Origin of the sequence: Massilia sp. WG5 (genome assembly GCF_001412595.2) — a bacterium.
GTDB lineage: Bacteria > Pseudomonadota > Gammaproteobacteria > Burkholderiales > Burkholderiaceae_D > Telluria.
In genome coordinates this window covers 3,378,448-3,398,776 of record NZ_CP012640.2, presented here as the reverse complement: position 1 = coordinate 3,398,776, position 20,329 = coordinate 3,378,448, and the positions used below count along the sequence as shown (strand labels likewise).

The 20,329-nt window shown below is 66.8% G+C and carries 19 protein-coding genes; 7 read left to right on the top strand and 12 right to left on the bottom strand.

The features are described 5' to 3' along the window. Positions 1-1,554, top strand: coding sequence for an ATPase domain-containing protein (locus AM586_RS15145; RefSeq protein WP_047826151.1), 1,554 nt, complete (start codon positions 1-3; stop codon positions 1,552-1,554). Continuing rightward, positions 1,551-2,813 carry a sensor histidine kinase KdpD gene (locus AM586_RS15140; RefSeq protein WP_052234411.1) on the top strand — a complete coding sequence of 421 codons (1,263 nt, stop codon included), beginning with the start codon at positions 1,551-1,553 and terminating at the stop codon, positions 2,811-2,813. The genes AM586_RS15145 and AM586_RS15140 overlap by 4 nt, the downstream gene beginning before the upstream one ends. On the opposite strand, the gene AM586_RS15135 is transcribed toward AM586_RS15140, so the two are convergent. The 3 genes from AM586_RS15135 to AM586_RS15125 form a co-directional block, all read right to left on the bottom strand. Then, a complete protein-coding gene (locus AM586_RS15135) occupies positions 2,776-3,249 on the bottom strand; it encodes an SgcJ/EcaC family oxidoreductase (protein WP_047826152.1) in 474 nt (157 codons plus the stop codon). The genes AM586_RS15140 and AM586_RS15135 overlap by 38 nt on opposite strands. Positions 3,250-3,318: 69 nt before the next feature. After that, positions 3,319-4,101, bottom strand: a complete 783-nt coding sequence (locus AM586_RS15130; RefSeq protein WP_047826153.1) for a hypothetical protein — start codon at positions 4,099-4,101, stop codon at positions 3,319-3,321. Between the two features lie 3 nt (positions 4,102-4,104). Beyond that, a complete protein-coding gene (locus AM586_RS15125; RefSeq protein ID WP_047826154.1) occupies positions 4,105-5,118 on the bottom strand; it encodes a hypothetical protein in 1,014 nt (337 codons plus the stop codon). A 394-nt stretch (positions 5,119-5,512) separates the two neighbouring features. On the opposite strand from AM586_RS15125, the gene AM586_RS15120 reads away from it, so the two are divergent. Further along, positions 5,513-7,744 (top strand): NADP-dependent isocitrate dehydrogenase, encoded by a 2,232-nt coding sequence (locus AM586_RS15120; RefSeq protein WP_047826155.1) that lies wholly within the window; start codon positions 5,513-5,515, stop codon positions 7,742-7,744. Between the two features lie 47 nt (positions 7,745-7,791). Here the strand turns inward: AM586_RS15120 and AM586_RS15115 are convergent, their stop codons facing one another. Continuing rightward, on the bottom strand, positions 7,792-9,492 hold the full coding sequence (locus tag AM586_RS15115) for a tyrosinase family protein (protein ID WP_047826156.1): 1,701 nt from the start codon (positions 9,490-9,492) through the stop codon (positions 7,792-7,794). Positions 9,493-9,634: 142 nt separating this feature from the next. Here AM586_RS15115 and AM586_RS15110 point away from each other — a divergent pair, with 142 nt between their 5' ends. Continuing rightward, positions 9,635-10,321 carry an MOSC domain-containing protein gene (locus AM586_RS15110; RefSeq protein WP_197416505.1) on the top strand — a complete coding sequence of 229 codons (687 nt, stop codon included), beginning with the start codon at positions 9,635-9,637 and terminating at the stop codon, positions 10,319-10,321. A gap of 117 nt (positions 10,322-10,438) precedes the next feature. Here the strand turns inward: AM586_RS15110 and tssE are convergent, their stop codons facing one another. Then, complete coding sequence (gene tssE, locus AM586_RS15105) at positions 10,439-10,948, bottom strand: type VI secretion system baseplate subunit TssE (RefSeq protein WP_047826157.1); 510 nt, start codon at positions 10,946-10,948, stop codon at positions 10,439-10,441. Positions 10,949-11,250: 302 nt separating this feature from the next. On the opposite strand from tssE, the gene AM586_RS15100 reads away from it, so the two are divergent. After that, the gene (locus AM586_RS15100; protein ID WP_047826158.1) at positions 11,251-11,694 is read left to right on the top strand and encodes a hypothetical protein; all 444 of its coding nucleotides are present in this window, start codon (positions 11,251-11,253) and stop codon (positions 11,692-11,694) included. 13 nt (positions 11,695-11,707) lie between these two features. Here AM586_RS15100 and AM586_RS15095 read toward each other — a convergent pair whose 3' ends face one another. Both AM586_RS15095 and AM586_RS15090 read right to left on the bottom strand, forming a co-directional pair. Then, positions 11,708-12,367 (bottom strand): beta/gamma crystallin-related protein, encoded by a 660-nt coding sequence (locus tag AM586_RS15095; protein ID WP_229411263.1) that lies wholly within the window; start codon positions 12,365-12,367, stop codon positions 11,708-11,710. A 138-nt stretch (positions 12,368-12,505) separates the two neighbouring features. After that, entirely contained in the window at positions 12,506-13,396 is an 891-nt protein-coding gene (locus tag AM586_RS15090) for a LysR family transcriptional regulator ArgP (protein WP_047826160.1), read from the bottom strand. A gap of 138 nt (positions 13,397-13,534) precedes the next feature. Between AM586_RS15090 and AM586_RS15085 the strand changes: the two genes are divergently transcribed. Then, on the top strand, positions 13,535-14,116 hold the full coding sequence (locus AM586_RS15085) for a LysE/ArgO family amino acid transporter (protein WP_229411264.1): 582 nt from the start codon (positions 13,535-13,537) through the stop codon (positions 14,114-14,116). A 14-nt stretch (positions 14,117-14,130) separates the two neighbouring features. Here the strand turns inward: AM586_RS15085 and AM586_RS15080 are convergent, their stop codons facing one another. The 3 genes from AM586_RS15080 to AM586_RS15070 all read right to left on the bottom strand — a co-directional run bounded on the left by AM586_RS15080 (position 14,131) and on the right by AM586_RS15070 (position 16,346). Beyond that, on the bottom strand, positions 14,131-15,159 hold the full coding sequence (locus AM586_RS15080; protein WP_047826162.1) for an XdhC family protein: 1,029 nt from the start codon (positions 15,157-15,159) through the stop codon (positions 14,131-14,133). A gap of 69 nt (positions 15,160-15,228) precedes the next feature. Next, positions 15,229-15,861, bottom strand: coding sequence for a DsbA family protein (locus AM586_RS15075; protein ID WP_047826163.1), 633 nt, complete (start codon positions 15,859-15,861; stop codon positions 15,229-15,231). Positions 15,862-15,920: 59 nt separating this feature from the next. Then, a complete protein-coding gene (locus tag AM586_RS15070; RefSeq protein ID WP_052234413.1) occupies positions 15,921-16,346 on the bottom strand; it encodes a hypothetical protein in 426 nt (141 codons plus the stop codon). A gap of 90 nt (positions 16,347-16,436) precedes the next feature. Here AM586_RS15070 and AM586_RS15065 point away from each other — a divergent pair, with 90 nt between their 5' ends. Then, positions 16,437-17,216 (top strand): glutaminyl-peptide cyclotransferase, encoded by a 780-nt coding sequence (locus AM586_RS15065; RefSeq protein WP_047826164.1) that lies wholly within the window; start codon positions 16,437-16,439, stop codon positions 17,214-17,216. Positions 17,217-17,223: 7 nt separating this feature from the next. Here the strand turns inward: AM586_RS15065 and AM586_RS15060 are convergent, their stop codons facing one another. Both AM586_RS15060 and AM586_RS15055 read right to left on the bottom strand, forming a co-directional pair. Beyond that, positions 17,224-18,240, bottom strand: a complete 1,017-nt coding sequence (locus tag AM586_RS15060; RefSeq protein ID WP_047826165.1) for an NAD(P)-dependent alcohol dehydrogenase — start codon at positions 18,238-18,240, stop codon at positions 17,224-17,226. A 292-nt stretch (positions 18,241-18,532) separates the two neighbouring features. Further along, positions 18,533-20,293 carry a DUF885 domain-containing protein gene (locus AM586_RS15055; RefSeq protein ID WP_047826166.1) on the bottom strand — a complete coding sequence of 587 codons (1,761 nt, stop codon included), beginning with the start codon at positions 20,291-20,293 and terminating at the stop codon, positions 18,533-18,535. Positions 20,294-20,329: the final 36 nt, after the last annotated feature.

Genomic DNA, 20,329 nt, shown 5'->3' with positions numbered 1-20,329 from the left:
ATGAATGAACTGGTCAAGACGGGCATTACCGGACTCGACGAGGTACTGCACGGAGGCTTTCCCCGAAACAACAACCTGATCGTCGAGGGGCCGCCCGGTTCGGGCAAGACCACGTTCGGGCTGGGTTTCATTTACCACGGCGCCCAGGACTACGACGAGCCGGGCGCCATCGTGTCCTTCGAGCTCGACCCGGGCAAGCTGCTGCGTGACGCGGCCGGCTTCAACTGGGACCTGCAGGGCATGATCGACCAGGGCAAGATCAAGATCATCCAGACCAGTCCCGCCGTGCTGTTGAGCGAGTTCCGCAGCGGCGACGGCGCCTTTGCCGCCGCGCTGCTGGGGATGGGCGCCAAGCGCCTGCTGATCGACGGCCTGACGCCGCTGCGCCTGTACGCCGACGTCCACGACATGCCCTTCCGCGAGGACGTGCACCTGCTGATCGAAGGCCTCACGCGCCTGGGCGTGACCACCATGGTCACGGCCGAGCGCGACGAAACCCTGACCGCCGTGCTGGCGCACGAGCGCTTCGTGTTCGACACCATCATCTCGCTCTCGCTCGGCGAAGCCCGGCGTCGCGCGACCCGCCGCCTGACGGTGATGAAGTCGCGCGGCCAGGATTTCATCGGCGGCAGCCACACCATGCGGATCGAGCCGGAGGTGGGCGTGCACGTGTACCGCCGCGCGCAGTCGCGCCCGGTCACCTCGCCCGACCAGCCGACCTCGGAACGGCGCCTGTCGACCGGCTCGCCGGCCATCGACAAGATGATGGGCGGCGGCATCTACGAAGGCTCGGTGACGCTGGTGAGCGGCATTTCCGGCACCGGCAAGACGGTGTTCAGCGTCCAGTTCCTGAGCGACGCCATCAAGAACGGCCACAAGGCGCTGCTGGTGAGCCTGGACGAGCACCCGCGCCAGCTGATCCGCAACGCCAAGTCGCTCGGCTTCGACCTGCAGGGCCTGATCGACGCGGGCCAGCTGTTCATCCACTACGAATCACCGCTGGAGCTCGAGCTGGACGTGCACTTCGACCGCATCGTCAAGCTGGTCGAGCAGGAAAACATCGACTGCATCATGCTCGATTCGGTGGCCGTGTACGAAATGACCAGCAGCAGCGAGGTGGCCGACTACCTGTATGCCCTGGCCAGCTTCTTCAAGAACCGCCTGGCCACGACCCTGTTCAACTATGAAAGCCCGGAACTGCTGGGCGTCTCGCAGATCAGCGAGGAACTCAAGGGCTCGCACCTGGTCGATAACATCATCCTGCTCAACTACGTGGAGATCTCCACCGTGCTGCGCCGCGCGCTGGCCGTGCCGAAGGTGCGCGGCAGCCGCAACGTGCAGGTCACGCGCGAGTACGAGATCGGCGTCGGCGGCCTGGTGCTGCTCGAGGAACGCGACAGCAATACCAAGGCCGTGCCGCAGTTGCCGTTCTCGTCCTACTATGGCCTGCTGTCCCGCTCGCCGTCGCGCCAGAGCCCGGCCATCGAAGAAGCCGTCGCCAGCGGCGCCCCGCTACCCGACTCGGCGCAGCTGCCGACCGAAAAGCCCAGGTGATCACAGCCGAACTGCCAGACAAGCCGCCGGTCGACTGGGATGACTGGCAGACGCCGCTACGGCAGTTCACGGAAGCGACGGGCCTCGTCACGTCGGTCTATGACGCGGCCGGCGTGCGCCACATCGGCCCGCTGACCGGCTCGCGCATGGCGAAGCTGCTGGCCGAGCAGTCGACCCTGTGGGCCGAGGACGGCCCCGGCACCGCCTTCGAGCGGACGCTGGTGCAGGCCGCGTGTGCGCAGGGAAGTTCGGTCGCGGGCCAGTTCGAGGAAGGCTTCCGCGTGTGCACCCAGCCGCTGCTGTTGCGCGGCCAGGTCTACGGCGTGCTGGTGTTCGGCTGGCGTTTCGCCGACTTCAGCTCGCCGCTCGCCTGCGAGCGTATCGCCAAGCAGATCGGGCTGCCCGGCCATCTGCTGTGGAACGAGGCGCGCCTCGATGCGCCGGTGTCCGACCAGCGCATGAGCACCTATGCGGCCCTGCTGAAGACGCTCTCGGGCACGCTCGACCGCCAGCGCGAAACCATCGACGACCTGACGCGCGTGAACCGCACCCGCGAACTGTTCCTGGCGACGGTCTCGCACGAGATGCGCACGCCGCTGTCGGCCATCTCGATGCGCATCGACCTGCTGTTGCGCACGATGCCGGAGCTGCCGCCGAAAGCGGTCAGCGGGCTCGAATCGATGCGCCTGCACGTGCGCCAGGAAGTGGCGATGGTCGAAGACCTGATCGACGCCGCGCGCACGCTGACCGGGCAGATGTCGATCACGCGCGCGCCGGTCGTGCTGGGCCAGGTGCTGCGCGACGCCATCTCGACGGTGGAAACCCATGCGCACGCCAAGGACATCCTGGTGCGGGTGACACCTGGCGATTACGGCGACCATATCCGCTTCGAGGCGGACGGCCGGCGCCTGCAGCAGGTGATCTGGAACCTGCTGTTCAATGCCGTGAAATTCACGCCGGTGGGCGGCATCATCCGCATCGAGATCCGGCAAGCCGGCGGCATGGTCGAAATCGACATCATCGATTCGGGCCAGGGCATCGAAGCGGAAGACCTGCCGCACGTGTTCGGCGCCTTCCGGCTGCAGCAGCAGGACAACGCCAACGGACTCGGGCTGGGCCTGTACATCGCGCGCCGCATCGTCGAGCTGCACGAGGGCACGCTCAGCGTCAGCAGCGCCGGCCGCGGCCAGGGCGCCACCTTCGCCATCCGGCTCCCTGCCCTCACTGCTCCGGCATCGCCGACGAATGGTGGCTCGTGATCAGCCACCGCGATCCATCCCAGCGATAGGTAAACGTGTAGCGGGCATGCACCACGTCGCCTGTCTTGGCGTAGGTAAAGGTGTACAGGCCCGCATCGACCGCCGCATTGCAGCCGAGCTCGATGAAGCGCAGGTCGATCCTCCCGGCGGGCCGCTGTTCCATGAAATGCTGGAAGTAATCCTCTTTTTCCGCCGGCGTCAGGCGCGGCTTGTTGGACACGGTCGGCAGCAGGATCGACCGCTCCGCATAGTTGGCGACCACCTGGTGCGGGTCGCCGGTCTGCAGGGCCTGGTTCCAGCGCTCGAACAGGGCGGCGATTTCCTGCTCATTGCTGCTCTTGCAGGCCGTGGGCGCGCCCTGCGGCGCGCCGGCGGGCGAGGTGCAGCCGGCGACGATGGCGCAGCCGGACAGCAGCGCCGAGGCGATCAGTTTCATCGGCTCCTCCGTTCGCACGAGCATCATCCGGTTTGGACTTGCGAACGGGCGGAAAGTGCGCGGCCCCGGCTAGAACACCGTCGCCAGCTCCAGCGTCAGCGCCCTGCGCACATGTTCCGCTTGCGTGACCGTGCCGCGAAAGGCGCCGTTCGCGTTCAGGACCGCGTCGCCGCTGCGCGGCACGGCCAGCCAGTCGAAGCGGCCGCGCAATTGCAGGGCAGGGCGCCAGGCGGGGCGGATGGCGGCCCCGAGCCGCAGGCCGTGCCCGCGGCGCGTGTCGAGCGAGACCGGATCGAACAGGCCTGAAAAGCCGATGCGCATGTGCTCCGGCGCCGCCAGGACCGCGGCGGCGTCGAGCGAGACCGCGCCGGCGGCCTGGTGCCAGGTCGTGCCGGCGCCGAGCAGCAGGCGCCAGGACCGGTAGCGTTCCTGCAGTCCGGCGGCGGCCGCGGTGCCGTGGATGTCGCGTTTCCAGTGGTCGATCTCGAGCGCGGCCAGGATGGCATGGCTTCGCCAGTCAGCCGCTGCGCCCAGGCGCGCCGACGCCAGCCTGGTCGAGGTCGACGACTGGGCGGCGCTGCCGGCCTGGGTGCGGCCGCGGTAATCGATGCCGCCCTGGTACCAGTCCGCGCCGCCGAACCAGGTCAGGCTGCCGCGCCGGTAGCCGGCGTCCAGGCTGGCGCCGGGCAGCCAGCCGTTTTCGCGGACCAGCTGGCGGCCGGCCAGGCCGTATTCGGTATGGGTGGCGCTGCGGGCGCCGATGCCGACGCTGCCCTGCCATTGCGCGCTGGCGGGCGCGCAGGACAAGGCGCTCAGCGCCGCCATGCAGGCGGCGCGCTGGAGCGATTGCATGAATCAGATCGATGCGAGGAGTTCGCTCCAGCCCAGCGTCGTGGTTTGCGTGATCGCGCCATCACCCTTCGCGCTGTAGTCCAGGCGCACGCTGCTGGCGCTCAGCGCGGTGACCGTGACCGAGGAAGCGGCGCCGTTGATGATCAGCGAACCCGAACCCGGCATGGCCGTGCCGACGCTCACGAAAGGCTGGATGTTTTTCACCGTGTAGGCAAACTGGCCGAGGCCGTTCGCATTGCCCGACAGCGAGAGGCTGGCCGAGCTGGTCGTGGTGGTCCCGTCGGTGTTGCCGGTCAGGGAATAGTCGCTGAGGGTCAGGTTGGCCACGGCGGCGCCGGTCTTCTGCTCGGTGGTCTGCAGCGACTTGCCGGATATGGCGAGCGAACTGCTGGTCGCGCTCGCCGATCGGAAGGCGATCTTCATGTCGCCGTTGATGGTGGCGGTGTCGCTGCCGCTGGCGATGCTGAAGCCGGTGAACCGGGTGTCCATCGTCACCGTGCCGACCGGGGTGTTGACGAGGTCGCCGCTGACGTCGGACAGGGTGATCGTCAGGTTGCCGTTCAGGTTGTTGCCGTCCTCGACGCAGTTTTTGGCGGTCAGCGTCAGGGTATCGCCGTTGCTGAAGGTTTGCGCGTTGCGCAGGTTGGCGTCGATCGTGACGGCGCCGCCGCCCGAGCAGTTTTCGGACATCGTCACGCCGGTCAGCAGTTGCGCACCGCTCCGGCCGACGACGCGCTTCGCCAGCTTGATGACCGGCGACACGGCGCTGATGCCGGGGCCGCCGATGCTCACGCCGGTCAGGACATCGGTGATCGAGGACGAGGAGTTGTCGATCAGGGCGGCGGCCGTGTAGCCGGTGGCCGCCGTCTGTGTCGAGCTGGCCGCCGTGATCGGCGTCAGCGCCGAGGTCTGCACCGGCATGGAACCGCCAGTCGAGCCCGAGCTGCCGCCGCCGCCGCCGCAGGCGCCCAGGGCCAGCGTCGAGGCGATGGCAAGGAAGAACGTACGATTTTTCATGTTTTCTCTCAGTTGGATCGAACTGTTGGTTTTGTGGCGTTCGACACGGATGGTAACTGGAGCGGTCACCCTGAAAGCTATCGAAATGTCACGATGCGGGATGAAGACAGGGGCCTGAAGCGCCGCCCTGCCGATCCGGTGCGACAGGCACGAGCCGGTGGCGCTCGAAAAGATGGTAAGCGGCACAAAAGCGGTGCATAATATGGCGCTTGTCTTCTGTCTTATATAAGACTTAGCCGCGCAGCAAATAGCAGCAAGCGGTGAAAAGCGCCTCGCGCCGGGTTAGATCGGTTAGGATCATCGCCTTACGGCGTGCGTGATCCGCGAGCCCAGACAGAAGATGTCTTTTTAGTATTAGTTCCCCTTACCTTCGCGAACACCGAGGAAAAAGCGTATGAGCAGCGATTCGACCATCATCTACACCTTAACCGACGAGGCGCCCCTGCTGGCCACCCACGCCTTCCTGCCCGTCGTCAGCACCTTCACCAAGCCTGCCGGCATCAGCATCGAGCAGAGCGACATCTCGGTTGCGGCGCGTATCCTGGCCCAGTTCCCCGAGCGCCTGACGCCGGAACAGCGCGTGCCTGACGCCCTGGCCGACCTGGGCCAGAAGACCCTGACGCCGGAAGCCAACATCATCAAACTGCCGAACATCTCCGCGTCGGTGGGCCAGCTGCAGGCGGCGATCAAGGAACTGCAGGGCAAGGGCTACAACCTGCCCGACTACCCGGCCGATCCGAAGACCGACGAAGAAAAAGAAATCAAGGCCCGCTACGGCAAGTGCGTCGGCTCGTCCGTGAACCCGGTGCTGCGCGAAGGTAACTCCGACCGCCGCGCACCGCGGGCGGTCAAGGAATACGCCCGCAAGAACCCGCACTCGATGGGCGAATGGTCGCAGGCCTCGCGCACCCACGTGTCGCACATGACCCACGGCGACTTCTACCACGGCGAAAAGTCGATGACCCTCGACAAGGCCCGCGACGTCAAGATGGAACTGGTCACCAAGAGCGGCCAGACCATCGTGCTGAAGCCGAAGGTCGCGCTGCAGGACGGCGAGATCATCGATTCGATGTTCATGAGCCGCAAGGCCCTGCTGGCCTTCTACGAGCAGCAGATCGAAGACGCGAAGAACAGCGGCGTGATGTTCTCGCTGCACGTCAAGGCGACCATGATGAAGGTCTCGCACCCGATCGTGTTCGGCCACTGCGTCCGCACCTTCTACAAGGACGCCTTCGAGAAGCACGGCGCGCTGTTCGACAGCCTGGGCGTGAACGTCAACAACGGCATGGCCGACCTGTACGCCAAGATCGAGACGCTGCCGGCATCGCAGAAGGAAGAGATCATCCGCGACATCCACGCCTGCCAGGAACACCGTCCGGCGCTGGCCATGGTCGACTCGGCCAAGGGCATCACCAACTTCCACTCGCCGAACGACGTGATCGTCGACGCGTCGATGCCGGCCATGATCCGCGCCGGCGGCAAGATGTACGGCGCCGATGGCCGCCTGAAGGAAGTCAAGGCCGTCATTCCGGAATCGACCTTCGCCCGCATCTACCAGGAGATCATCAACTTCTGCAAATGGCACGGCGCCTTCGATCCGAAGACCATGGGCACCGTCCCGAACGTGGGCCTGATGGCGCAGCAGGCCGAGGAATACGGCTCGCACGACAAGACCTTCGAGATCCAGGAAGACGGCGTCGCCAACATCACCGACCTCGCCACCGGCGAAGTCCTGATGTCGCAGAACGTCGAAAAGGGCGACATCTGGCGCATGTGCCAGGTGAAGGACGCGCCGATCCGCGACTGGGTCAAGCTGGCCGTCACCCGCGCCCGCAACTCCGGCATGCCGGCCGTGTTCTGGCTGGACCCGTACCGTCCGCACGAGAATGAACTGATCAAGAAGGTCAAGACCTACCTGAAGGATCACGACACCACCGGCCTGGACATCCAGATCATGTCGCAGGTGCGCGCGATGCGCTACACCCTGGAGCGCGTGGCCCGCGGCCTGGACACCATCTCGGTGACCGGCAACATCCTGCGCGACTACCTGACCGACCTGTTCCCGATCCTGGAACTGGGCACCAGCGCCAAGATGCTGTCGATCGTTCCGCTGATGGCGGGTGGCGGCATGTACGAAACCGGCGCCGGCGGCTCGGCACCGAAGCACGTGCAGCAGCTGGTCGAAGAGAACCACCTGCGCTGGGATTCGCTGGGCGAGTTCCTGGCGCTGGCGGTGAGCCTGGAAGACATGGGCATCAAGACCGGCAACGCGAAAGCCAAGCTGCTGGCCAAGACCCTGGACGCCGCCACCGGCAAGCTGCTGGACAACCGCAAGTCGCCGTCGCCGAAGACCGGTGAGCTCGACAACCGCGGCAGCCAGTTCTACCTGTCGATGTACTGGGCCCAGGAACTGGCCGCGCAGACCGAGGACGCCGAACTGGCCGCCTACTTCGCGCCGCTGGCCAAGAGCCTGGCCGAGAACGAGCAGAAGATCGTCGCCGAGCTGCTGGAAATCCAGGGCAAGGCAGTCGACATCGGCGGCTACTACCAGCCGGACAGCGCCAAGGTGAAAGCCGTGATGCGTCCGAGCGCGACCTTCAATCAGGCGCTGGCTTCGCTGGCTTAATTCAGTCGCACCAACCCGTCGTCCCCGCCTCCGCGGGGACGACGTTTTTAGTACGTCTCCACATTCACCGCCAGCAGCTCCACCGCATTCTCACCCCCCATCCCATGGTGGCCCATCATGGCGTGCATCGGCACCACGCGCAGCCGCAGCGAACCGTCCGCCGCCAGCGCCTGGGCCGCGCCTGCCTGGCCCAGCTTGTCGCCGAGCGGCAGCGCATACGACAACGCGCCGCAGCTGCCGTGGCCGCCGATCATGGTGATCGTCGCCAAGTAGAACGGACTGCCCGGTTCGACCGATGAAGGATCGTCCGGCCCGTTGAGGATGACCACGAAGGCATCGTGGACCATCTCCGAAAAATTCAGGGTGACGTTGGCCACCAGGGTCGAGCCCATCGTGCCGGCCTGCGCGACCGCGCTGGATGGCAGCTGGACCGTCGCACTGGCCGGTTTCGTGCCGCTTACCATCCGGCTCTGCACCGTGCCGGTGTAGACCCGCCGCGCCGCCAGCCTGGGCCGTGGCTGGCTGCCGGCCCAGCGCACGACCTCTTCGCCGCTGCCGGGTTCGTAGTCGTAGTCGAAGGCGCTCATCCAGGTATAGTCCTCGGCCCGGGTCTTGCTGACCGGCCTGCCCTGGCTGTCGACGAAGAACAGGACCGGTTCGCGCGCCCAGCGGTAATAGTCGGTGTTCTTCTCTTCCGCGGATTTCTGGTCGTCGGGCAGCTCGGTGCGCAGTTCGACGCCGCTGGGCAGGACCGGCAGGCCAAGCAGCTGCTGCTTGCGGGTCCAGACGTCCCACAAGCGGTCCAGGTTGGCATGGTGCAGGAAGAAGATCGGGTCGACCGGCGACAGGAAGTTGGTCATGAAGCCTTGGGCGTCCATGAAGTTGCAGTCGCGCGAACCGACGCAGCGATGGATCGAATTGTGCGGCCGGCCCTCGATGACGCTGAAGCCGGCCATGGTGTGGTGATTTGCGCTCTTCAGGCTGCCGAAGGTGGGGAAGTCGGGCGCGGCCAGGGCGGCCTGGATCGTGGCCGTCGACACCGCATCGATGGTGGCGGCCGACAGCTGCGGGGCGTCGCGCCGGATGCCGCGCGCATGCGCCTGGTCGTAGAACAGCGGGCCGGAAGGATCGCCGACGATGTCGAACATGATGTCGTCGGCGAAGCGGAATTTGCGGATCAGCAGTTGCCCGTACCGGGTATTGCGGTCGAACATGCCGCCCGGCGAGGTCCAGTAGTCCGTGTTTGCGAGCGCCGCCTTGAGGCGCTGTTCGAATTCCTGGGCGTTCGGGATGTAGGCGGCATTCGTCGGGTCGAGGACGTCATCGAACATGCCGCTGGGGACCTTCTGCTCGGCGGTCCAGTCCCAGTAGGGGAGCGCGAACTGCGGGTCGCCGCTCAGTTCGCGGCAGATCTGCTCGAACCAGCCCAGGTAGCCGCGGTGCCAGGGCAGCAGCCACCAGTTCCCGTGCGGGCAGTCGAGCGTATGCACCATCGCGTGCCGGTACCAGTTGCGCGGATCCTCGGGCGGCAGCGCCAGCATGGCGCGTACTGCCTTGGCATAGCTCTGCAGCATCCGCGCCCCCGTTTTCGAACCGGAGGCATTGTAGCGGCGGTAGCGCGCGGGCCTGGCGGCGCCCTGCGCGAACGGGGAAGCGAGCGGCAGCAGGCCGCCGGCCAAGGCAAGGCTGGTGGTCTTGAGGACGGTTCTGCGGGACGGACTGAACGCATGGTGTGCTGGTCGAATCATGACGTGCTCTCCGAATGAAGGATGCTCGGCGTGCATCCGGGAAAGATGCGGACTCACCGGGCATACCCGATCAGACTAGCTCGTCTGTTATCCATGTCGCTGGCATGGCGCAAGCAAACTCAAGGGGAGTATCCTGTTACGCATGGAGATTGGATATGTCGAGGCGCTGGCGACCCGTCCGCCCGGCGCGCGCACGCCGATGGCGGCGGAGGGTGTACTCGCGCTCGCCGGCCTCGGCCTGGATGGCGACCGGCACGCCGATCCCCTGTCGCCGCGCCAGGTGCTGCTGGCCAGCGCCGCCGTCTATGCCGACTTCACACTGCCGGCTTACGCGCTGGGCGAAAACCTGCTGGTCGACTTCGAGACCGCAGCGCTGGCGTCCGGCACCGTGCTGCGGATCGGCACGGACGTCCTGCTGCGCCTGATGTTCCAGTGCGAAGCCTGCGGCTATCTGGACGCTTCCCAGGCCGGGCTGTCGGGCCGGATCGGCTGGCGCCGCGGCGTGCTGGCGCGGGTGCTGGCCGGCGGCACGATCCGTCCCGGCGACCGCATCCTCGACCTGGGGCGCCCGCTGCCCGCCTGGGACGAGGACTGGCGCGCGCGGGTCACGCAGGTATTGCACAAGCTACCGGACGGGATGGTGCTCACCTATGCCCAGCTGGCGCGCCTGGCCGGGGTGCAGTCCACCTATTGCCGGGCCTTCCCGCGCCTGCTCGGGAAGCTGGGCCTGGCCGGCAAGGCGCTGTCCGCACAGGCGGCAGCGGGACGGCGCTGCTGGCAGGGCGAAGGGCTGTTCGACGAGGCGTCCCACAGCGCGTGCAGTTGGTAGCGCACGGCCGCTGATCAGCAGGCGGCCGGTGATCTTCGGACAGCGTCGACGAAATCGCGCAGCGTGCGGCGCAGGTCGCCCAGCTCGCGCTCGTCATACGGCGGCAGCAGCTCCGCCTCAGGCTCCCGCCGGCGTGGAGATCGCCGATGCCGGGCGTCCGCCTTTGCTGATGCTGTACTGGAGGGTCGAGCGCTGCAGCACGGCGTCGAAGTTGACCGGTTCCTGCGCACTGCTGGCCACCAGCAGCGCCGTGATCGAGAAGTTCAGGCGGTTCACCGCACCTTCCCTGATCTCGAGCGACGCCTTGACGTTGCGCAGGCGCGGCTCGTGGAGCGTAATGACCTTCTCCAGGCAGGCGCAGATGTGGGCGCGGTCGGAAGGGCTGGACAGCGAGCGGTCGGCGAAATCGCTCAGGCCGTAGTTGAGGATCGAGCTGCGGCACTCCGGGTAGTCCTGGAGCAGCGCTTCGTCGATCACCGCGCGGGTGTTGAGCAGGGCCTCGAGGTCGCGCGCGACCGCATCCTTCAACTCCTCGGCCGAGATCCGCGACACCGCCGCGCCGCCCGCCGCGCCGCGCACCGGCGTCCCGAGCAGACGGTCGAATAAGCCAGGCGTGAAACCCTTCATCGCATTCCCCTCGCGTGATCGAGCCAAAAGTCTTACATGGACGCGATGGAAAGAATAGTTCAGTTGGGGCGGCGCGACCAAAAGCTTGAGCGAGAGCAAGCCATCACGGCTTGGCATAAAAATGCCGCCACGAAAAAGCTATGGTGGTGGACGAGAAGTGCGTGCTGTCCGCCCCTTCATGCCCGGCGCGAAACCGGTCGATTCGTACAGCCGGTTACTGAAGTTGCACTATTGCAACTCTATCATTTGCTGTCTACACTGCTGCGATACCGTATCCACCGCCAGCCGACAGGGAGTCATCGATGAAGTCCGCACTGCAAACCCGCAAACCGATCGACGCCCTCACGTCGGAGGACCTGGACGCCTGCACGATCTGGGAATTCGCCATGGACGAGGAAGGGGATGACGGCCAGGACGAGACCTCGGTCCGGCCGCTCGACCGCTCCACGATTCCCGGCGATGCCAGTTCGCTGTCGGTCGCCGCCGATTTCGTCACCGCCGACGGCACGCAATTTGTCGGCATCGTCGGCCTGTCGACCGATGAGGGCCTCGAGATCGCTTGCGCCAGCCTGTTTGCCGGCGGAACCCATGTCTATGCCGTGCACGGCGAAAAAACCCCGCTGCGCTACAAGACCTCTGCCGCCAGCGAGCTCGGCAAGGCGCCGTCGGAGATCTACCCGATGCGGTTTACCCTGCGCGCGCTGCTGGAGGGCGAAGCGGCGCCGCGCAGCGGCATCTTTAATTGAATCTGCAGCGCGCTCAGCGCACCCGGCGCATCGACGAGATGCGGTTGTTCATCCCCTCCAGGAAGGGATAGCGCCCCGGGCCGAACACCACGCACTGGCCGCGGAAGTCGCCGTGCTCGCAGAATTCCCAGCGGCCTTCGTTGATGATGATCGAGACGGCGCGGTCATTGAAGCCGACCTCGTTCAGCGAGCGGAAGTCGCCCGACAGGCTGACGGCGGCGCCTTCGAAGCGCGGGCCGGCAAACAGCTGGACGGCGTCGCCGCGCGGGCCGCCGCGATCGTCACCGCGCCAGTCACCGCGGCGCTCGTCGTGGTCACGCCAGCCCGGACCGCCGCGGCGCTCGTCGCGGTCGTAGCCGCGGCCGCCGCGCGTGACTTCGCGCGCCGATGAGATGCTGTCGTTGAAGCGCGGCAGTTCGCGGTATTCGCCCGGGCCGAACTCGGCGCAGTAGCCGCCGAAGTCCTTGTGCTCGCACAGCTGCCACACGCCCGAACGCACGATCAGGCTGGAGGCGCGGTCGTTGAAGCCGATGTCGGCCAGGTTGTAGGCGTCGCGGTTGATGGTGACGCGCGCACCGCGGAAATCGTTGTCGGTAAACAGCGTGATCTCGCCGGCAAAGGCGGCTTGGGCGAAGCTCGCCAGGATGGCGGCGGCAGCTAACAGGCGTTTCATGTTCTTCTCCATCGTATCGTTCCGTGCGCCTGTGCTGGCGCCTGCGTATTCAACGCGGCAGGAGCGTATCACGCGGACATGGCTTTGTAACAAATTTCTACGTACAGCGCCTGCCAAAGCCCTGAGGACGTGGCGCTTTCAGGCCTGCAGCAGCACCGCCCGCGCCCCCTTGACCAGCGCCGCACCCATGCGCTCCAGCCTTGGCGGCTGGATCCGCCAGGCATGCCAGTGCAGCGACACGTCCACGTGCAGCGCCGGCGTCAGGTCGACCAGCAGGCCGGATGCCAGCAGCGCCGCGCACTGCTCCAGCGGCAGCATGCCGTAGCCGATGCCGAGCCGGATCGTATCGGCGAACGGGTCGCTGGCCGGCACATAGTGGAAGGGGTAAGCCCCCTCGGGCAGGCCGAAATGCTGCAGCAGGAAGCCCGCCTGCAGGGAATCCTTGCGGTCGAACACGACCACCGGCGCTTTCCTGGCGGCCTCGCGCGTAAAACCGCCGGGGAACCAGCGCTGCGCGAAGTCTTTCGAGGCCACCAGCCGGTAGCGCATGCGGCCCAGCGGCGTCACCGTGCAGCCGCGCATCGGTTCCGGTTCGCCGGAGATGCAGGCCAGGGCGCGTCCCTGTTCCAGCAGGGTAAACGTGTGCCACTGGTCGTCCAGCACGAATTCGACCAGCAGCTGTTCCTCGGCCAGTACCGGCGCCAGCACCGGCAACAGCCAGGTCGCGAGGGTGTCGTTGTTGACGGCCAATGGCACCCGTACCGGCGGCGCGTCGTTTTCCACCTCGGCCAGGAACTCGGCTTCCAGCAGGGCGCGGCGGCGCAGGAATTGCAGCAGGCGCATGCCGGGCGCGGTCGGGCGGCAGGGACGGGTGCGGATCAGCAGCGGCGTGCCGAGGTCCTGCTCGAGCGCGGAAATGCGCTGCGACACGGCCGATGGTGTGATGCTGAGCTGGCCGGCCGCCGCTTCCAGGCTGCCGCTGTCGATGGCGGCCAGGAAGGCCTCGCTGCGGCGTGGATCGATCTTCATGGGTTAGCGAAATTTACGATAGCTTAGATTTCGTTAATGTAATTGAAGATTCGGCGCCGGGCAGCGATCCTCTCTGCATTCACGCATGGAGGAAGCAAGAACATGTTTTCGCAGCAGGTATTTCTACAGGGTCTAGGCATGGGGGCGAGCCTGATCATGCCGATCGGCGCCCAGAACGCGCATGTGATCCGCACCGGGGTCAGCGGTCGGCACGTGGGACTGACGGTGGCGGCCTGCGTGCTGGTCGACATCACCCTGATCGCGCTCGGCATGGCCGGACTCGGCAAGCTGGTCGAGTCGTCAGGCTGGCTGCTGGCGGCCGCGCGCCACGGCGGCGCCGCATTCCTGCTGTGGTATGGCCTGCGCTGCTGGGCCAGCGCCTGGCGCGGCGGCGCCGCCACGCCGGCAGGGCAGGAAGCCGGACAAGTCAGCCGCCGCCGCGCGCTGCTCACGGTGCTGGCGATGTCGCTGCTGAATCCGCACGTCTACCTGGATACCGTGGTGCTGCTGGGGGCGGTCGGCGGCAGCCTGGCGGCAGGGCACCGCAGCGCCTTCGCGGCCGGTGCGATGACGGCCTCGCTGCTGTGGTTCTGCGCGCTCGGCCTGCTGGCGCGCCGCTGCGCCTTCGTGCTGGGCCGGCCGGCGGTCTGGCGCGCGATCGAAGCGTTTACGGGGGCCACCATGCTGGTGCTGGCCGTGCTGCTGCTGAAGGCAGGCTGAATCAGGCTGCCAGCTCAGGCAGCCAGTGAGTGCGCCAGCGGATTGTCCGGCAGATTGCCGGCCAGCGCCTTGCCGCCTTCCACCGACATCTGGACCGGCAGCGCGACGCCGTTCTTCACCGCGGTCAGCTCGGCCAGGATCGAGACCGCGATCTCGTAGGGCGTCTTGCTGCCGATGTAGATGCCGATCGGGCCGTGCAGCTTCGCGATTTGCGCTTCGCTGAGATCGAACTCGCGCAGGCGCTCGCGGCGCCGCGCATTGTTCACGCGCGAGCCGATCGCGCCCACATAGAAGGCCTCGGTCTTGAGCGCTTCCATCAGGGCGAGGTCGTCGAGCTTGGGGTCGTGGGTCAGCGCGATCACGGCGCTGCGGCTGTCGAGCTTCATGTCGAGCACGACGTCGTCCGGCATCGCATGCACGACCTCCACCCCCGGCAGGCTCCAGCTGCCGCGGTATTCTTCGCGCGGGTCGCACACCGTGACCTGGTATTCGAGCCCGATCGCGATCTGCGCCAGGAATTGCGACAGCTGGCCGGCGCCGATGATCAGCATGCGCAGGCGCGGCCCGTGCACGGTGACGAGAAAGCCGTCGGCCATGCGCAGCTGGTCGTCCGCCGAGGCCTGCGACAGCTCGACCGCGCCGGTCTCCAGCTGCAGCGTGCGGCGGCTCAGGACGCGGCGCTGGGCCAGCGCCAGCAATTCTTCCATGCGGCTGTGCGGGCCGAGCGGCTCCACCACCAGCTGGATCGTGCCGCCGCAGGGCAGGCCGAAGCGGTGCGCCTCGTCGGCCGAGATGCCGTAGGTAACCACTTCCGGCTTGGTGCGGGTAATGCCTTTTTCGCGCACGGCGGCGATCAGGTCGTCCTCGATGCAGCCGCCGGAGACGGAGCCGACCACCAGGCCGTCGGCCCGGATCGCCATGGTCGCGCCTTCCGGCCGCGGGCTCGAACCCCAGGTGCGCACCACGGTCACGTACTCGCACTGGAAACCGTCCCGGATCCATTGCGCGCAGGCGTGCAGCACTTCGAGGTCAATACTGTCCATGTCGGTTCCTTTCTCCAGCGATTCAGGCGATTGCAGAGCGCATGCTAACGCAAAGCGGGGCAGTCCGCCTCACGCTTGCCCCAGCAGCTGGCGCACCGCCAGTTCGATGGTCTCATAGGGGACGGCGCCGCGCAGCGGCAGCGCCTGTTCCCATGGCGCGTCGGCGCGGCGCAGGAACAGGATGGGCACGCCGGACACGCCCAGCGCCTGGGCCAGCCGCTCGTCGTCCAGCACCCCGGCCGTATGCCGGCCTTCCTGCAGCGCCTGGCGCAGGGCCCCGGCGTCCAGGCCGGCATCCTGGCCGATCGCGCACAGCACCTCGAGGTCGCCGATGTCGCGGCCCTGCGCGAAAAAGCCGCGGAACAAGGCTTCGTGCATGGCGGCGAAGCGGCCGTGGGACTCGGCGAAGGCGGCCGCTTCCAGCGCCAGCCGGCTGCGCGGCTGCACCGGCGGCAGCCGCAACAGCATGCCGCGCTGTTCGGCCATCGGATAGACGGCGCGGTTCCAGGTGTCGTGCAGGTAGTCGCCGTCGGGGTCGAGCGTGGGCTTGGGATCGGGACGCAGCTCGAAGGCGCGCCAGACCACCGTCAGTTGCGCGCCGAACCGCTGCTGCAGGCGCTGCAGGGCCGGCAATTCGAGATAGCAGAAGGGGCAGACATAGTCGCTCCAGACGTCGATGCGGAGAAGGGTGTTGGTGTCCATCGCCCATCCTACCGCGCCAGGCGGGCAGCGCCGCGCACGCGTGCCCGGCCCGCGCCCGCTCAGGCGTCGGCGTACTCCGCTTCAATCTCTTCCTTGCGGCTGAGCGAGGCGATGTCGAGGATGACGGTGGCCTTGAAGCTGTGGCCGGGGTGGGCGGCGCGGTGCTTGGCGAACCAGAACACTTCCTCGCGCTCCTCGTCCTCGTGGCGGGTGGTGAGCACCCGGTCTTCCTCGGGAATGTCCTCGTAATCGAAGGCTTCCAGGTTGGCTTCGTCGACGGCTTCCTGCCAGGCTTCGCAATCCTTGCCCCAGGCCAGCACATAGCGGCAGCCGGACGCCACCAGCCAGCGCGCGGTTTCCGCCTGCCACAATTCGTCGGATTCTTCTTCGCCCAGCACGATGGCGAGGAAGGGCGCCAGGTGTTCGAGCGCGGGCAGCTCGCTGCCGGGCGGCAGGGCCAGGTAAGTCAGGATCTTCTTTTGCATGATGGCGCCAGCTTAACATCGCTTGCAGCGGATGGTGGCCCCGCCGCGTTGCTGGCATACTATGCCGTCACCGATCCAGGAGTCACCACCTTGAAGAAACTCGCATCCTTCGCGCTCGCCGCCGCCGCCCTCGTCGGCGCGAACCTCGCCCAGGCCGCCATTCCGCTGTACGGCTTCGTGGTCAAGAACACCTACCCGCACGACCCGCAGGCGTTCACGCAGGGCCTGTTCATCAAGGATGGCCAACTGTACGAGAGCACCGGCCAGAAGGGCCAGTCCTCGCTGCGCAAGGTCGACCTCAAGACCGGCAAGGTGCTGCAGAAGAAGGACCTGGCCGACCAGTATTTCGGCGAAGGCTCGACCCCGGTGGGCGACACCATCGTCAGCCTGACCTGGCAGTCGAACGTCGGCTTCATCTTCGACGCCAGGACCTTCGCGCTGAAAGGCCGCTTCAACTACAAGGGCGAGGGCTGGGGCCTGGCCAGCGACGCGAAGAACGTCTACATGAGCGACGGCAGCGCCGAGATCCGGATCCTCGACCCGAAGACGCTGGAAGAACGGCGCCGCATCAGCGTGACCGCCGACGGCAAGCCGATCACCCAGTTGAATGAGCTGGAAGTGGTCGACGGCGAGATCTTCGCCAACGTCTGGGGCACGGACGTGATCGCGCGCATCGACCCGGCCAGCGGCAAGGTGGTCGGCTGGATCGACCTCAGCGGCCTGCTGCCGCCGGCCCAGCGCGGCACCGCCTCGCCGGACGCCGTCCTGAACGGCATCGCCTGGGACGGCAAGCATCACCACCTGTACGTGACGGGCAAGCTGTGGCCGAAGCTGTTCGAGATCGAACTGGTCAGGATCGAGCGGCGTTGAGCGCGCCTCAGCTCACCGCGATCACCACCTTGCCGAAGTGCGAGCCCGATTCCATGTGGCGGTAGGCTTCCTTCGCCTGGCCGAAGGTGAACACGCGGTCGACCACCGGCTGCAGGGCGCTGGTGTCGGCGAAGCGCAGCACCTGTTCCAGCATGGTCCGGCTGCCGACAAAAATGCCGACCATGCGCTTGGCGACGGCCAGCAAGGTCGCGGGATTGATCTCGCCGCCGAAGCCGCTGACGCCGCCGATGATGGCGACGCTGCCGCCCATCGCCGTCGACGCCACCGAGCGGTTGACGGTCCCTTGCCCGCCCACTTCCAGCACCACGTGGGCGCCGACCCCGTGGGTCAGGCGCAGCACCTCTTCCTGCCACTCCGGGAAGCTGCGGTAGTTGATCGTGTGATGCGCGCCCAGTTCGCGGGCGCGCTGTAGTTTTTCGTCGCTGGACGAGGTGATGATGGTGCGCAGGCCGGCGGCCGTGGCCAGCTGCAGGCCGAGCACCGAGACGCCGCCCGTGCCCAGCAGCAGCACGGTGTCGCCCGGACGGATGTCCTTGCTGGACTCGAAGATCGCGTTCCAGGCGGTCACGCCGGCGCAGGGCATGGTGGAGGCGTCGACGAAGCTCATCCCCGGCGGGATCTTCACCAGCGCGTCCTCCGGCAGCACGACCTGCTCGGCCAGCATGCCGTCGATATCGCCGCCCAGCGCGTGGCGGATCTTGTCCGGGCCCGTCGGGCCGTCCTGCCAGTAGGGGAAGAAGGAGGCGGCCACGCGGTCGCCCACCTGCACCCGGCTCACGCCCGCGCCCACCTCCAGCACTTCGCCGGCGCCGTCGGAGCAGGGGATGATCGGATCGTCGACATTGACCAGGTAGTTACCGCCCGCAACCATCAGGTCGCGGTAGTTCAGCGACACCGCATGCACGCGCACCCGGACCTCTCCGGTGCCCAGCTCACGGTCAGGAAACTCCACGCACTGCAGCCCGTCGATGCCTTCGCCGGGAAGAATCTGGTAAGCCTGCATCGTTGCCCTCCGTCCATCGGTGTTGCGCCTGCGGACCTCCTGGCCCGCGCGCCCGGAGAGCTATTGTGAACCCAAGGCTCAGTCGACCGGCGCACGCTCGGCGCGCCGGCCGCGGCCTCAGTAGCGCCGTACCGGATTGCCCTGGTAGGTCTGTTTCGCGAACTTCGACTGTACTTTTTTCAGCAGAAAGCCGGCAATGGCCATCATGATCATCTTACGCATGGAATCCTCCGTCCTGTGAATGACTGATGGCGTCCACGATACCCAAAACCCGGGGCTCCCGGCGCACCGCTCAGTTTGCCGCCACCCTGGCTTTCTGCGACGGAATGAAGTCGCGCCGCACCGCCTCCTTCATCAGCTGCGGCGGCAGGATGCCCTGGGCGATAATGAAATCGTTGAAGGCCTTCAGATTGAAGCGGTCGCCCAGCTCGATCTCGGCCAGGGTCTTCAAGGCGCGCAGCTTCACGTAGCCGTAGTAGTAGGCGGTGGCCTGGCCCGGGCTGCGGTAGGAATAGCGGTCCACTTCCGACTGCGCGAACGGCTCCGACAGCACCACTTCCTTCATCAAGAAGCTTTTCGCTTCTTCCGGCGTCATGCGGCCCAGGTTGATCTGCGGGTCCAGCATCGCGCGCGCCATGCGCAGCAGGCGCGCGTGCAGCGACACCAGCTGGCCTTCGGGCGGCATGTAGGGCAGCACCAGCGCTTCCGAATACAGGCCCCAGCCTTCGACGTTGGTGCTGTTGAAGGCGTAGCGCACGCGCGCCACCGACATGCCCTGTTCCACCATCGACGCGAACTGCAGCTCGTGGCCCGGGCGCGCCTCGTGCGCGGCCAGGGTCCAGGACATGGCGGCGAAGTCGAAGTCGTTCATCTTTTCCTTCGACTTCGCGTTCGGGTTCGACAGCGGAATCACGAACTCGCCGTATTCCCCGGTATTGCCGATCATGCGCGGCGGATTCATGAAGGGCGCCGGCGTACGCGCCGCCTCGGCCGGCGTCGCGGTGCGGATATTCGCCTCGCGCGTGGGCAGGGTCACCAGCTGGTGCTGGCGGATGATGCCCTCGATGTCCTTCAGGCGGTCGCGGTAGAAGGACAGCAGCTGGTCCGGCGGGATCGAGGTCTTCTTCAGTTCGCGCATGACGTCGCGGTAGTCGCTCGAGGGCAGGCCGCGCTGGGCGGCGATGGTGTTGGCCACCACCTGCATCTGGTCGCGCACTTCCTGAAAGTCGAAGCTGGCGCGCTCGATCATCTGTTCCGGCGCGATGTCGACGCCGACGTTGCGCAGGCGGTTCACGTAGATCGCTTCCGGCAGGCGCACGTCCTTGCGCGCCCGCGGCAGGATGCGGCTCTTCACGAAGGCGTCGTAGTCCTTGACCTGCCGGCGCAGGGCGGCGAAGTCGGCTTCCCAGCCTTCCAGTCCGGCCTGCCTGAACAGGTTCTCGATGCCGTCCAGGTAAGTGGCGTTGTTGTTCAGCGCTTCCTCGACCTCGCCCACATACGGACCGATCAGGGATTTGTTGGCCAGGCGTTCCTCGGTGCGGGCGCGCACCAGCGTGGCGATCGGCGTAAACCCGGGTTCGAGGCCGGCGTAGCGCTTCAGGCGCACCAGGGCCAGCTTCTGGCGCTCGGGTTTATTCCGCGGGTCGAGCAGCGAACGCAGGCCGCCGTACACCAGCTCGCCGACGTTGGTGTAGTCCAGCAGGTACTGGCGCTCCAGCTTCATGCTCGCGATCTGCTTTTCGCGCGAGTCGATCAGGATGTCGAGGTCCTGGCCCACCTTCGGGTCCTTCTCGGCGCTGCGCTGGCGGCGCAGCTCGAGCAGGCGCTTTTCGGTGTCGGCCAGTTCGCGCTCGTAGTCGCGCGGCTTGAAGTCGGCGACCATGGTGTCGAAGCTCTCGTCGCCCAGCTGCGTCGATCCCTCGGGATGGTATTTGCCGCTGTCCTTCAGGACGGGCTGGGTGTAGGCGTCGCTGCGTGCGACCCAGGCAGGTGCTGCGGCAAGTGCGCTGCCGGAGGCGAGGACGAAGACGAGACCAAGACCGATGCGGGACATACAGTTTCCTTTGATAGCAAAAAACCGCCATTCCCG

Excerpts from the sequence above, each read along its gene's own strand:
- AM586_RS15085 (WP_229411264.1), top strand. The coding sequence starts at position 13,535 with ATGGGGGCGAGCCTGATCATGCCGATCGGCGCCCAGAACGCGCATGTG.
- AM586_RS15055 (WP_047826166.1), bottom strand. The coding sequence starts at position 20,293 with ATGTCCCGCATCGGTCTTGGTCTCGTCTTCGTCCTCGCCTCCGGCAGC.
- AM586_RS15115 (WP_047826156.1), bottom strand. The coding sequence starts at position 9,492 with ATGATTCGACCAGCACACCATGCGTTCAGTCCGTCCCGCAGAACCGTC.
- AM586_RS15070 (WP_052234413.1), bottom strand. The coding sequence starts at position 16,346 with ATGCAAAAGAAGATCCTGACTTACCTGGCCCTGCCGCCCGGCAGCGAG.
- AM586_RS15060 (WP_047826165.1), bottom strand. The coding sequence starts at position 18,240 with ATGCAGGCTTACCAGATTCTTCCCGGCGAAGGCATCGACGGGCTGCAG.
- AM586_RS15120 (WP_047826155.1), top strand. The coding sequence starts at position 5,513 with ATGAGCAGCGATTCGACCATCATCTACACCTTAACCGACGAGGCGCCC.
- AM586_RS15130 (WP_047826153.1), bottom strand. The coding sequence starts at position 4,101 with ATGCAATCGCTCCAGCGCGCCGCCTGCATGGCGGCGCTGAGCGCCTTG.
- AM586_RS15110 (WP_197416505.1), top strand. The coding sequence starts at position 9,635 with ATGGAGATTGGATATGTCGAGGCGCTGGCGACCCGTCCGCCCGGCGCG.
- AM586_RS15125 (WP_047826154.1), bottom strand. The coding sequence starts at position 5,118 with ATGAAAAATCGTACGTTCTTCCTTGCCATCGCCTCGACGCTGGCCCTG.
- AM586_RS15075 (WP_047826163.1), bottom strand. The coding sequence starts at position 15,861 with ATGGACACCAACACCCTTCTCCGCATCGACGTCTGGAGCGACTATGTC.
- AM586_RS15100 (WP_047826158.1), top strand. The coding sequence starts at position 11,251 with ATGAAGTCCGCACTGCAAACCCGCAAACCGATCGACGCCCTCACGTCG.
- AM586_RS15095 (WP_229411263.1), bottom strand. The coding sequence starts at position 12,367 with ATGAAACGCCTGTTAGCTGCCGCCGCCATCCTGGCGAGCTTCGCCCAA.
- AM586_RS15135 (WP_047826152.1), bottom strand. The coding sequence starts at position 3,249 with ATGAAACTGATCGCCTCGGCGCTGCTGTCCGGCTGCGCCATCGTCGCC.
- AM586_RS15145 (WP_047826151.1), top strand. The coding sequence starts at position 1 with ATGAATGAACTGGTCAAGACGGGCATTACCGGACTCGACGAGGTACTG.
- tssE (WP_047826157.1), bottom strand. The coding sequence starts at position 10,948 with ATGAAGGGTTTCACGCCTGGCTTATTCGACCGTCTGCTCGGGACGCCG.
- AM586_RS15080 (WP_047826162.1), bottom strand. The coding sequence starts at position 15,159 with ATGGACAGTATTGACCTCGAAGTGCTGCACGCCTGCGCGCAATGGATC.
- AM586_RS15090 (WP_047826160.1), bottom strand. The coding sequence starts at position 13,396 with ATGAAGATCGATCCACGCCGCAGCGAGGCCTTCCTGGCCGCCATCGAC.